This window comes from Bacillus sp. CECT 9360 (genome assembly GCF_918741275.1).
GTDB lineage: Bacteria > Bacillota > Bacilli > Bacillales > DSM-1321 > Peribacillus.
Genome location: NZ_CAKKNA010000003.1, coordinates 160,691 through 172,983, shown reverse-complemented (window position 1 = coordinate 172,983; position 12,293 = coordinate 160,691). Strand labels below are relative to the sequence as shown.

16 protein-coding genes are annotated in these 12,293 nt (G+C 39.9%); 14 read left to right on the top strand and 2 right to left on the bottom strand.

Features of this window, described 5'->3' with window-relative positions; genetic code table 11:
• The first annotated feature begins 5 nt into the window (after window positions 1-5).
• Entirely contained in the window at window positions 6-425 is a 420-nt protein-coding gene (gene arsC / locus LQ216_RS04745) for an arsenate reductase (thioredoxin) (protein WP_230127209.1), read from the top strand.
• A gap of 35 nt (window positions 426-460) precedes the next feature.
• Here the strand turns inward: arsC and LQ216_RS04740 are convergent, their stop codons facing one another.
• The gene (locus LQ216_RS04740) at window positions 461-886 is read right to left on the bottom strand and encodes a GNAT family N-acetyltransferase (protein ID WP_230127207.1); all 426 of its coding nucleotides are present in this window, start codon (window positions 884-886) and stop codon (window positions 461-463) included.
• 108 nt (window positions 887-994) lie between these two features.
• Between LQ216_RS04740 and LQ216_RS04735 the strand changes: the two genes are divergently transcribed.
• The 10 genes from LQ216_RS04735 (at window position 995) to LQ216_RS04690 (ending at window position 9,001) form a co-directional block, all read left to right on the top strand.
• The gene (locus tag LQ216_RS04735; RefSeq protein ID WP_230127205.1) at window positions 995-2,395 is read left to right on the top strand and encodes a PLP-dependent aminotransferase family protein; all 1,401 of its coding nucleotides are present in this window, start codon (window positions 995-997) and stop codon (window positions 2,393-2,395) included.
• Window positions 2,396-2,414: 19 nt separating this feature from the next.
• Window positions 2,415-3,074 carry an HAD-IA family hydrolase gene (locus tag LQ216_RS04730; RefSeq protein ID WP_230127203.1) on the top strand — a complete coding sequence of 220 codons (660 nt, stop codon included), beginning with the start codon at window positions 2,415-2,417 and terminating at the stop codon, window positions 3,072-3,074.
• 260 nt (window positions 3,075-3,334) lie between these two features.
• Entirely contained in the window at window positions 3,335-3,751 is a 417-nt protein-coding gene (locus tag LQ216_RS04725; RefSeq protein ID WP_230127201.1) for a MarR family transcriptional regulator, read from the top strand.
• Window positions 3,735-4,085: a DUF3147 family protein gene (locus LQ216_RS04720; protein ID WP_230127199.1), complete on the top strand. Its 351-nt coding sequence runs from the start codon at window positions 3,735-3,737 to the stop codon at window positions 4,083-4,085. Before LQ216_RS04725 ends, LQ216_RS04720 begins: the two co-directional genes overlap by 17 nt.
• 60 nt (window positions 4,086-4,145) lie before the next feature.
• Window positions 4,146-4,637: a GyrI-like domain-containing protein gene (locus LQ216_RS04715; RefSeq protein WP_230127197.1), complete on the top strand. Its 492-nt coding sequence runs from the start codon at window positions 4,146-4,148 to the stop codon at window positions 4,635-4,637.
• A 120-nt stretch (window positions 4,638-4,757) separates the two neighbouring features.
• Complete coding sequence (locus LQ216_RS04710) at window positions 4,758-5,012, top strand: MFS transporter (RefSeq protein ID WP_230127195.1); 255 nt, start codon at window positions 4,758-4,760, stop codon at window positions 5,010-5,012.
• Between the two features lie 47 nt (window positions 5,013-5,059).
• Window positions 5,060-5,365 carry an MmcQ/YjbR family DNA-binding protein gene (locus LQ216_RS04705; protein WP_230127194.1) on the top strand — a complete coding sequence of 102 codons (306 nt, stop codon included), beginning with the start codon at window positions 5,060-5,062 and terminating at the stop codon, window positions 5,363-5,365.
• 195 nt (window positions 5,366-5,560) lie between these two features.
• Window positions 5,561-6,394, top strand: coding sequence for an STAS domain-containing protein (locus LQ216_RS04700; RefSeq protein ID WP_230127192.1), 834 nt, complete (start codon window positions 5,561-5,563; stop codon window positions 6,392-6,394).
• 132 nt (window positions 6,395-6,526) lie between these two features.
• Complete coding sequence (locus LQ216_RS04695; protein WP_230127189.1) at window positions 6,527-6,676, top strand: hypothetical protein; 150 nt, start codon at window positions 6,527-6,529, stop codon at window positions 6,674-6,676.
• A 171-nt stretch (window positions 6,677-6,847) separates the two neighbouring features.
• On the top strand, window positions 6,848-9,001 hold the full coding sequence (locus tag LQ216_RS04690; protein ID WP_230127187.1) for an ATP-dependent Clp protease ATP-binding subunit: 2,154 nt from the start codon (window positions 6,848-6,850) through the stop codon (window positions 8,999-9,001).
• 442 nt (window positions 9,002-9,443) lie between these two features.
• Here LQ216_RS04690 and LQ216_RS04685 read toward each other — a convergent pair whose 3' ends face one another.
• Window positions 9,444-9,950 carry a cupin domain-containing protein gene (locus tag LQ216_RS04685; protein WP_230127185.1) on the bottom strand — a complete coding sequence of 169 codons (507 nt, stop codon included), beginning with the start codon at window positions 9,948-9,950 and terminating at the stop codon, window positions 9,444-9,446.
• A 199-nt stretch (window positions 9,951-10,149) separates the two neighbouring features.
• Between LQ216_RS04685 and LQ216_RS04680 the strand changes: the two genes are divergently transcribed.
• Genes LQ216_RS04680 through LQ216_RS04670 form a run of 3 tightly spaced genes read left to right on the top strand, consistent with a single transcriptional unit; the run spans window position 10,150 to window position 12,293 of the window.
• A complete protein-coding gene (locus tag LQ216_RS04680; protein ID WP_354958433.1) occupies window positions 10,150-10,884 on the top strand; it encodes an SDR family oxidoreductase in 735 nt (244 codons plus the stop codon).
• Window positions 10,884-11,912: an S-adenosylmethionine:tRNA ribosyltransferase-isomerase gene (locus LQ216_RS04675; protein WP_230127183.1), complete on the top strand. Its 1,029-nt coding sequence runs from the start codon at window positions 10,884-10,886 to the stop codon at window positions 11,910-11,912. Before LQ216_RS04680 ends, LQ216_RS04675 begins: the two co-directional genes overlap by 1 nt.
• A gap of 12 nt (window positions 11,913-11,924) precedes the next feature.
• Window positions 11,925-12,293: a VOC family protein gene (locus LQ216_RS04670; protein ID WP_230127181.1), complete on the top strand. Its 369-nt coding sequence runs from the start codon at window positions 11,925-11,927 to the stop codon at window positions 12,291-12,293.

Sequence of the window (12,293 nt, the reverse complement as noted above, 5' to 3'; positions counted from 1 at the left end):
CAAACATGGCTAAAAAGACAATTTATTTTCTATGTACAGGTAATTCTTGCCGCAGCCAGATGGCGGAAGGATGGGGTAAAAAGTATTTAGGGGACGAATGGCAGGTCCTTAGTGCCGGGATTGAAGCACACGGCTTAAATCCAAATGCCGTTAAAGCAATGAAAGAAGTGGATATTGATATTTCGAATCAGACGTCAGATATCATTGACCCTGAAATCTTGAACAGTGCTGATTTTGTAGTGACATTATGCGGAGATGCAGAGAATAAGTGCCCGACGACACCGCCCCATGTAAAACGAGATCACTGGGGTTTTGATGATCCGGCAAAAGCACAAGGATCTGATGAAGAGAAATGGTCTGTGTTCCAGCGTGTGCGCGATCAAATCGGGGAACGTATCAAACAATTTGCCGATACTGGAAGATAATCTAAAAGCCGGGGGATGTCCACCCGGCCATTTTTTTAGACTTTTTTAACAAAAACATAACTGGTTTTATCATAGTTCATTTTCTCTTCATAGAAGCGGTGGGCATCAGCCCTTTGTAATCCAGATGATAACGAAACAAGATGATATCCATTTTCCTGTGCCCATTTATGAACATAAGAAAGAAGTTGTTCCCCATAATTTTTCGATCGTTGGTTTTGGTCTGTAACCAAATCGCACACCCAAATAAAGCGGCCGTTGTACAAAGTAACCATTGGCATAAACCCCGTAACAGCAGCAATCTTACCCTCTTCAAATAGTGCAAACATTTTATAATCATCTTTTTCCTGTGATTCTTTCACTAAATAAAGATAAGTTTTTTCGTCTAGATGAGTTCTTAGCTGCTTCATAACTGGAAAAGCTTGCTTCCATTCACTTTCATTAGTTAGTTCTTTTATTTTCATCAAATTCACTCCCCCTTTTATTTACACTGATTATATGGCAAATCTGAACCTCCGTTAAGTTCCAGATTTGATATAATTGATGGTATCAGTTTATGGAGGTGGAGCCAGATGTTTGAGATAACTCCTGACTTAGACAGATCCAATAGTACACCGTTATATATGCAACTTTACGAATACATAAAGAAGGAAATCCAAAGCGGCGGCATAAGCGCGGGAACAAAATTGCCCTCCAAAAGAAAGCTGTCAAACCATCTTGAGATTAGCCAAAATACAGTCGAGGCTGCCTATCAGCAATTGAACGCAGAGGGATATGTGGAAGCGAAATCACGAAAAGGGATATTCGTAAATAAATTGGAGGAAGATGCGATTTTCTTCCAATCACCTGAAACACAATACATAAAAGAAAAAAACGATGAAAAGAAGTATAAAATTGATTTTAATCATGGAAAAGTTGATTTGGATCATTTCCCATTTTCTATATGGAGAAAGCTGACACAGCAAAGTCTATATTTCGAAGAACGTGAATTATTTTTAAGCGGAGATTCCCAAGGTGAAGTGTTACTTCGGGAGGAAATTGCAAAATACCTTTTCCAATCGAGAGGTGTGCGTTGCGCGCGGGATCAAGTGATTATTGGGGCAGGAACGCAATATTTAATCGGCCTGCTATGTTTGGTAATAGGCAAAGAACCCATCTATTCCATGGAGGACCCCGGTTTTCACAGAATCAGAACGGTGCTGGAAGACCAGGGAGTCGGGTTAAAGCACATACCATTGGATGAGGAAGGAATCAGCATCCGTCATTTAAAAGATAGCAATGCCCGGATTGTTTATGTAACACCCTCCCATCAATTTCCGAATGGAAACGTCATGCCCATTACGAGAAGAATGGAGTTATTGAAATGGGCGGAAGAAAAAAACGGCTATATTATTGAGGATGATTACGACGGGGAATTTCGGCATGTGGGTAAACCGATCCCATCTCTCCAAGGACTGGATGCTCATGGAAGGGTTATCTATCTTGGGACTTTTTCTAAATCTTTAATCCCTTCCATCCGGATTAGCTATATGATTTTGCCACCTGACCTAGCTAGGAAGTATCATGAAAAGTTTCAACTTTATAAACAAACCGTTTCCCGGCTAAACCAAAACACGCTCTATCAATTTATGCTAGATGGCCATTGGGAGCGGCATTTAAATAAAATGAGAAATATATATCGAAGAAAACATACTGTATTGCTCTCAGCAATTGAAAAAAATTTTAACAATCAAGTAACAATCATTGGCGATAAATCAGGATTGCATATTCTCTTAGAAGTTCACAACAACATGTCTGAAGATGAATTAATCCGGACGGCTGCGATGAAAGATATTAGGGTTTATCCAACAACGATCTATCAACAAAACAAAGATAATATCCAACATCCAAAGATATTACTTGGTTACGGAGGATTGACGGAATTACAGATTGATGAGGGCATTGGATTATTGAAAAAAGCCTGGTTCATATAACCGAAAAAGAGGTGAAACTATGATTAAGGCAGTTCTATTTGATCTGGATGGCACTTTGCTAAATCGGGATGCTTCTGTTAAGAAATTTATCGATAATCAGTATGATCGACTGAACAAATGGCTGGCTCATATAAAGAAAGATGAATATTCTTCTAGATTTATCGAGCTGGATTGCCGGGGATATGTTTGGAAGGATAAAGTTTATCGCGAAATGGTCCGTGAATGTGATATTCAAGGATTAACGTGGGAAATGTTACTTCAGGATTATTTAAATCATTTTAAGAGCAGCTGCATTGGATTTCCCAATCTAATCGAAATGCTAAATGAATTAAAAAGCAATTCGCTCCTTTTAGGCATGATTACAAATGGAAAAGGCCAATTTCAAATGGATAATATACAAGCTCTAGAGATTAAAGATTATTTTGATAGCATCTTAATTTCAGAATGGGAAGGCATTAAAAAACCGGACGCTGAGATTTTCGAAAGAGCTATGCGGAAGCTAAACGTATCGGCGGAAGAGTGCCTTTTCGTTGGAGACCATCCCGAAAATGATGTAAAAGCAGCACAAAATGCAGGGATTAAAGCGATCTGGAAGGAAGATAAACAATGGACAAATGTCCAGGCTGATTATATTATTAATGATTTAATGGAGGTTCCTTTCATTATTAAGAATGTGTAGGGGTGCTCTAATTGGTGAGCGGCCCCAGACATTTTTATTATCGAGTTTTTATGATTTATTATCGAGATTCGCAGTTTATTATCAATTTCAGCCTATTTATTATCAACTTTTCCGATATATCGATTTCTCGACAAGAACTACCATTTTTCGACGCGACCTACTTAACTAATACCGTACAAAAAGAGGGCTTATTTTACAGGCGGGGAAAAAATGTTTATAATATATCGTATAATACGATATATTATTGGAGGTAGAATCCTTTGGACATTCAATCAATAAATGAAGCTTGGACCGATATTTATTATTTGCTGCATTACGAACATAAAGAAAATCTAACTCACCAAAACATTAGGTGCATGCAGACCATGCATAAAAATCAATACGTAACTGTTCAAATTTTAGCTGATACAATGGGCATCTCCCATAATACGGCTTCTGAACATATTAAAAGATTATTGCAAAAAGGTTATGTAAGAAAATATAAGCAAGAAGGAGATAAGAGGATCGTTTATATTGAGCTTACTGCTGAAGGGAAGTCGGTATTGGAAAAAAACACTGAACTGGATAAAGAAAAACTAAAAATGGTTTTTGGGAGATTAACTGAAGAACAGTGCGATCAAATTTATCACTCATTTGAATTACTGAGGCAGGTGGCTATTCATGAATTTCGTCGTTAAGACACTCGTTTCTGCTTTGATTATTGCTATCGTTACCTTGATAGCGAAACAATACCCGAAATATGGAGGAATTATTGCTGCCCTGCCGCTAGTCAGTTTATTAAGTCTTTTTTGGTTATACGTGCAAGGGGAACCAGCAAGCAATCTTGGAAATTTTCTCTTTGGCGTTTTATACGGATTGCCTGGCACGATTATTCTGATCCTGATTGTAGCTCTTTCATTGAAATACTCTTTGCCGTTTTTGCTGGCAATCATACTGGGAGTCGGCGGCTGGATGATCTTTTTAAAATTACAAGGTTTTGTCTTTAACCAGATTCATCAATTATTTTCATAAGGATGACTGATTTTATGGTATTATTATCCATACTGTTATATTCAAAATGGAGGGTTGTACATGTCATCATCACTTATCGAAAGTAAATTAACTACATTAGGACATTTAAAGTTAATCGGAAGAGCTGTAAAAACAACAAACGAAGCAGAGATGAAGGGCGAAGGCGTAATTCCGGCATTATGGGAAAGCTTTTATAACCAGAACTGGTTAGAAACGACCCAAAATAAAAAGAACAAAACCGTGTTAGCTGCTTATACGGATTATGAATCAGATGAAAATGGTTCTTATTCTTTTGTTATCGGCGCTGAGGTAATGAGTAGTGATGCAGTTCCAGCTGAAATGAACGAATTTGAAATACCGGAAAACGAATATATCGTGTTCACGACAAGAAAGGGACCGATTCAAGAAATTGTCGTGGAAGCGTGGCAGTATATTTGGGAGTGGTCCAAAAATAATAAACGAGCATTCCTTACGGATTTTGAAGTATATGATGAACGATGTGCAGATCCTGAGAACAGTCAAGTTGATATTTATATTTCATTAAAGCGATAAGCGTTTCTAATGCAATTATATAAAAAATCGATTATTTACTTATAGACGATGAAAGCATTATGATTTGGAGGGGAGTTACCCAAATACAACTCAAATTCATTAGGCTAGAGGAGCGCAGCGGTGAGCCGGATAAAAAGTTATATCAGCCAATTTCATATAATCGTATGGGTATTGTTAATTGGAACGGTTTTAGCAAGGGGGGCTTCATTTATGACGCTCCCGTTTCTGGCAATATATTTGTCAAAAATGGAGCTTCACCCTTTGCTTATAGGATTGACAATAGGAATCAGTCCGTTAATGGGAACGGTCGGCGGCTTTGTTGGCGGGCATTTATCCGACCGGTTTGGACGAAAACCGATCATGATAAAAGGGTAAAATCTGAAGAAGCTATAGAAATTCTTGATAAAGTAAGAGGAATTTGCATGGAATTCCCTGAAGTGTTTGAGGAAGTAGATTCTTTTGGCCATACGTCGTTTCGTGTGAAAGACAAGCCTTTTGTGATGATGGGTGAAGAAGAGAGGCTTTCGATAGCTGTCAAGACGCTTCCAGAAACACAAGAGTTTCTTTTACAGAAGGAAGGCTTCTCTAAAACTCCGTATATTGGTCAGCATGGATGGACTTCTTTCGATTTTACTGTTGTCCCCGAGTGGGATGACTTGGAGAGCTTCATAACCGAAGGATACCTTCGAACGGCTCCTAAGCGGCTTGCAAAGCTAGTCCAAAGTTAGAACTAAAAGCAAACAGCTCTGTTGGCGAGCCTTGATAATCCCCTCTACTATCTAAATAGATTTCCTTTCATCCTTTATATGTTAAAAATGGACTTTTCAAATTCCTATAAGTTAAAATGAGTACCTGAGCATGTAACATATAACATATACTATTTTAATAGATAGTTTCACTGAGTTTTAAGAAGGGATGAGAGGATGCATAGAAATCAGGAATTGTATACATTCTTATTAGATAAAGCCTGGGAGCTGACTGAGGAATGGTATGAATCATTGGACAAAAGTGACTCCAAAGGAGTTTATGCTTCTACAGATCCCGAGACAGTTAAAGCAGTAAAACAACAAAATTATGAATTTCATTTACATTTTTGTAAGATCTTTGTTGAAGAAAAGTCCAAGCTCATTAAGGATTTTGAGAAATGGATCGTTGAAGTTGCGCAAGATGAGGAGCATATAAATACACCGGTTCAGTTCGTGATGAGAGAGTTTTTTAGAGTCCAGGAACAATATCTCGATTTTATTAAAGAATTTATTGCCATACACGAAGGGAAATACTCTTTGGAGACAATTGAATCCTGGAATCGAATGATTGTGAAAACTTTTGGCGAAGTGATCCTGTGGTTCGTGGAAGAAAACCATAAATATTCTCTCCATAAACTGCAAAGTCAGCAGGAATTAATCAACGAATTAAGTTCTCCAGTTATTACACTCAATAATAATGCCGCATTGCTTCCTTTAGTTGGCGATATCGATACCGCCCGTGCAAAATTCATGCTCGAAAATACGTTAGAGCAATGTGCCGAAAAAGGGGTTGACCAGCTTTATATTGATTTATCCGGAGTGGCTATAATTGATACAATGGTAGCTCACCAGATCTTTCAATTAATCGAAGCACTAAACCTGATCGGGGTAACAACAACTCTATCCGGGCTTCGGCCGGAGATCGCCTCAACGGCTGTAAAGCTCGGAATTCCTTTCGACAAAGTATCCATTAAATCCACACTGTCTCAAGCCATTGGTGCACATAATTAAAACCATGAAAATAGCAATTTTTCTTTACAAGCAATGACAGCCGTCATTGCTCTTTTTCTTTCCTTTACGTTTTATAAATCGAATTTCGGGTAATATAATGTCAAATAAAGTAATTTCGATAGGAGCATCGAAATGATACAACGAGATGAATTGTTCATATTTAAAAAAGAACTCGATAAGCTGTCCGTTGAATACTCCAATTGCCGCGATATTAATATTAAAGGGAAAATATATAAAGACATTCAGTTTTTAAGGGAGATTATAATCCTGTCAGACCTTTAACACTTCTGTTCAATAGAATAGAAATATTTTTTTAATCAATAAACAAAATAGTTGAAAGTCAAAAAAGGTCAGGTTATAATAATTTCACAAGGTCAAAGAAAGTCAAAGTCAAAAACAAAAACTAGCAATGACTTTCTATGCATTGAACAGAAATTAAAGGAGGAGTCAAATATGAATTGTGAGAAGTGTCATAGTAATCCAGCAGCTATTTCGTTGCATGTAAGTGTAAATGGCCATCAACAGAGTTTTAATTTGTGCTCCACTTGCTATAAAGAAGAACACAATAAAATGGGAGCAGCTATGGGAGGCATGAATATGGGACCACATAACGGATTTCCTTTAGATGATTTCTTTAAATCATTTGGCCAACCTAACCATATGGATTCAGGCATTCAAAATAATAAAGCGAAACCTGCCGGGGGCGGCGGGCGCAGCGGTAATGGGTTACTTGACCAATACGGACGGAACCTTACCCAGAATGCTAAAGCGGGCCTTATTGATCCGGTTATTGGCCGTGATGAGGAAGTTAAGCGTTTAATTGAAATATTAAATAGAAGAAATAAAAACAATCCTGTGTTGATCGGGGAACCAGGTGTAGGTAAAACTGCAGTTGCAGAAGGACTTGCATCAAAAATAGTGGAAGGCAACGTACCAGCTAAATTGCTTTCTAAGGAAGTCTATTTGCTTGATGTTGCATCCCTTGTTTCCAATACAGGCATCCGCGGACAATTTGAGGAACGGATGAAGCAGCTAATTTCCGAATTACAGGAAAGAAAGAACACGATCTTATTTATCGATGAAATTCATCAAATTGTCGGTGCCGGTTCCGCTGAAGGGTCAATGGATGCAGGAAATATCCTGAAGCCAGCGCTTGCACGCGGTGAGCTTCAGCTTGTCGGTGCAACTACACTGGCTGAATATCGAAAAATCGAAAAGGATGCAGCTCTCGAACGCCGTTTCCAACCTGTTCATATTGACGAGCCAACTCCAGCAGAAGCTTATGCCATCCTGCAAGGCTTGAAGGAACGGTATGAAGCCTTCCATGAAGTTTCATTTAGTGAAGAAGCGCTTAAGGCAGCTGTTGAACTTTCACACCGCTACATCCAGGATCGTTTTCTTCCTGACAAAGCCATTGATCTAATGGACGAGGCCGGTTCTAAATTGAACTTGACCATCGAAGGCGCCCAAGAAGAGGATATTAGAGGACGCCTTGCCCAGATCAATAAGGAAAAAGAGCAGGCTCTTGCTAAAGAAGCTTATGAAGAAGCCGCTAAGCTTCGGGATGAAGAAGAAAAACTTGAAGAAATGCTGCAATTAAATGAACAGGCAGTCCGCCCAGTCGTTACAGTAGACCATATTCAAGAGATTATCGAGCAAAAAACAGGCATCCCTGTAGGCAAGTTGCAGGAAGATGAACAAGCAAAAATGGTTCACCTGCAGAAAGAACTTTCTAAAAAGGTAATCGGACAGGAAGAAGCAGTTAAGAAAGTGGCTAAAGCGATCCGCAGAAGCCGGGCTGGCTTGAAGTCCAAAAACCGCCCGATTGGTTCCTTCCTATTCGTCGGACCAACAGGTGTCGGTAAAACGGAACTTTCAAAAACGCTAGCTGAAGAGCTATTCGGCTCCAAGGATGCAATGATCCGCCTTGACATGAGTGAATACATGGAAAAACACAGCGTTTCCAAGCTAATTGGTTCACCTCCTGGTTATGTTGGCCACGAGGAAGCAGGGCAGCTGACTGAAAAAGTTCGCCGCAGGCCGTATAGCATCATCCTGTTGGATGAAATTGAAAAAGCTCATCCTGATGTCATGCATATGTTCCTGCAAATTCTTGAAGACGGCCGCCTGACTGACAGCCAAGGACGTACCGTTAACTTCAAGAATACAGTGATTATTATGACTAGTAACGCAGGAGTCAGCGAGAAGAGAAAGGTAATGGGCTTCGGTACTAACTCAGCGGTGGAAGAGGCTACCATCCTCCAATCACTTGGAAATTACTTTAAGCCTGAGTTCTTAAACCGATTTGACAATATTATTGAGTTCTCTGCATTGAAGAAAGAAGATTTGCTGCAAATCGTTGATATTATGTTGAAAGACCTGTATGAAACACTTTCAACTGAAGGATTGGCACTCGAAGTAACTGTCGAAGCAAAAGAAAAATTAGCCGAGCTCGGTTACCATCCTGCATTCGGCGCGAGACCGCTCCGCCGCAGCATCCAAGAGCATCTGGAAGATGGAATCGCTGACTTTATCTTTGAACAGCCGGAAGTGAAGAATTTTAAAGCGGTTATTGAAGAAGATAAATTGAAAATTGTTGCTGAATAATCTTTATGTGAAAAAGCCTCCGTTTAATTACGGAGGCTTTTTGACCTGTGGTGAACTGTTACCGAGCAGAAAATTCAATAATCGAGCAGAAATCCAAATAATCGAGCAGAAATTCAATAATCGAGCAGAAATCCAAATAATCGAGCAGAAAATTCAATAAGCGAGCAGAAATCCAAATAATCGAGCAGAAAATTCAATAATCGAGCAGAAATCCAAATAATCGAGCAGAAAATTCGATAATCGAGCAGAAATCCAAATAATCGAGCAGAAACCGATTAAAATATGTAACCGAACATAACAATATGGTATTTTGAGCATTTTCTATAGCAATTAATCAGCTTTCATAGCAGAACCATACATGATTCCTGAGAAATTGATAGATTTAATAAACCTCCCGCTTTTCACTCATCATGGTGCTAGCGGGAGGTTTTTTAGAAATATTCTATCTTACATTCCATTCCTTCATCAATGGCCCGTTGTTTCCGAAAACCGGATCGGTATCAGGCAGGGGCAATTTGGAGATGTCTTCAGAAGCAAACAGCCTATCTTCCTCCTTTTCCGTTTTGAGATTATGCCCCATTCCATCTGGATAAGCCCCCGCAATCTTGAAATCATCGCTGGATTGCAGTCTTTTGTGCCCGGTTCCCGCCGGCAGGATGATTACATCGCCTTTCTTTATGTCAACCGCTTTTCCTTTTTCGCCGCCAAGCTGGAGTGTGGCTGTACCTTGGACTACACCGAGCACTTCATGTGCATTGCTGTGATAATGATGAAAGTCAAAAACCCCATTTGTCCAGCTATTTCGCCAATTATTCTTATTGAACGTTTCTTCTGTCCGTTCAGGTTGCTCGGAAAATGCCCCGGGATAAAACAGGACGGGCAGATTAGGATTGTTTGGAATGACACCATCATCTTCGAACCAATATGTTTGCAGATTATTTCTATTCATAGTTAACCTCCATAGCTTTTACTAGTTAAATTCCCGTAAACCCGCTTAGTAAAACTATGAATCTTAAATCGGGGATTTTTAAGCCCTCAGACTAAAGTTGTAGGGAACATTCAAACTTTCTATCGACGAATGTAAGATAGCAAAAACGTAAGATGAATATAGGAAGGCGATTAATAAATGTAGATCAGGAGTGATTTTTGTGAACTCATTTGTCGGTAAAGTGGTTATGATTACGGGCGCTTCAAAAGGCCTGGGTAAGGCATTAACGTTAGCCTTTGCGAAACAGGGAGTGAAGCTTGCGATTTGTGCGAGAGGGGAGGACGACTTGCTAAAGGTTCAAAAAGAGGCGCAGGAGCTCGGCACCGAAGTTCTTGCGGTTACAGCTGATGTGTCGGTTTCCCGTGATGTTGAAAGGTTCACCTCAATGGCAGAGGACTTCTTCGGAAGGATCGACGTGCTGATAAATAATGCCTCGATGTTAGGTCCCAGCCCCATCCCATTATTATTGGATTTTCCGGAAGAAGATTTTCAGGAAGTTATACGGGTCAACACAGTCAGTTCTTTTTTACTAACAAAAAGGGTGATTGCCGGAATGCTGCAAAGGAATGAAGGTGCTGTCATTAATCTCACATCTGAAGCAGGACATACAGGCTATGCTGGCTGGGGGGCATATGGTGTTTCTAAATTTGCTGTCGAGGGTCTTACGCAAACGTGGGCAGATGAAGTCAAAGGAACAAATGTAAGGGTCAATATGGTCGACCCCGGAGAAATGGATACGAATATGCATGCATTAGCAGTTCCGGATTGCGATTATCCACTAGCTAACCCCAATGATGTAGTTGATGTTTTCTTATATCTCGCTTCTACAGAATTGAGTGCCATCAACGGCATGCGTTTTGAAGCTCAGGAATTTAATCGAAAGGAAGAAGGATAATGGCATCTATATATACATTATTTGAACTGCCGCCAGCTTTACACGCCGGTACACCGCCGGAACGTCGAGGGATTAGAAGAGACCGGGTGCGGATGATGACCTTGGACCGCGTATCCGGTGAGGTGGACCATGATCTTTTCTTTCATTTGGATCAGTATCTTAACGGGGGCGATATGCTCGTGTTGAATAACAGTCGGACCATACCGGCCATTTTAAAAGCTACTATGAAAAGAAATGGCGTTTCAGTGCATGAAGATGTGGAAGTAAGGCTTGCCAGGCGTAAAAATGAGGGGGTTTGGGAGTCGTTAATCGTTTCCGATACAGTGAAGCTTGGTGATACATTGCATTTTTCATACTCCCTCTGTGCAAAGGTCACGGGAGTAAAGGTAAACTCCCCCCTTAAGACTTTGCATTTTTCGAAAACGGGTTCTGAGCTATTCAATGATATCTATAGCTTGGGTGAACCGGTGCGTTATGAATACATTCATCAACCGTGGGATTTGAATTATTATCAAACCGTTTATGGGACGGTCCCGGGTTCAGTGGAAATGCCGTCTGCGGGTAGAGCCTTCAGCTGGGAGCTTCTACTTGCTCTTCAGCAAAAAGGAGTCAAGATCGCTTTCTTACAGCTTCATACCGGACTAAGCTATTTATTGGAAGATAAATGGCACCTCGGTCCTGTTGATCAGGTTGAACAATACAAAATACCTGAAGAAACGATGGCGAGCATCCTTCGAACGAAAGACGAAGGCGGTAGAGTCATTGCTGTCGGGACAACTGTAGTCCGTGCAATCGAATCGTCAATAAGCAGCGGAAAACTTGAGGGCTCTACTAAACTTTACATTGATTCGAAGTATCAATTAAAAATGATTGATGGGATATTAACAGGGTTTCATGAACCTGAAGCCAGCCATTTAGATATGCTTGCAGCTTTCATCAGCGAGGATAAATTAATATGTGCATACCAAGAAGCTATTGATCAAGGCTACCTTTGGCATGAATTTGGGGACATGAATCTAATTATATGAGGGGAAAATGCCATGAAGTTCCACCACATAGCTTTTGAAGTGAAGGATATAGAAGTATCAAGGAGATTCTATCAGGATTATCTGGGGTTGGAAAAAGAAACACAATTTGAATTAATGGGAGAAAAAATCGCTTTTTTGACTTTGGGTGATTTCAGGATAGAACTTATTCAAACGCAATATAGTGCATATGTAACCTTAGGGAGGATGAGGTTACATCTCTGTTTTGAGGTGAAGAATATGGAACGGATGCTGAACAGACTTAAAAAAGATGGGTATCACATAACGGAAGGTCCTTATTTTCTTGCAAATGGCTGGAAAACGTTTTTCTCAACAGGACCTGATGCTGAAATATTGGAATTTCTCGAGATAAGCCGTGATTAA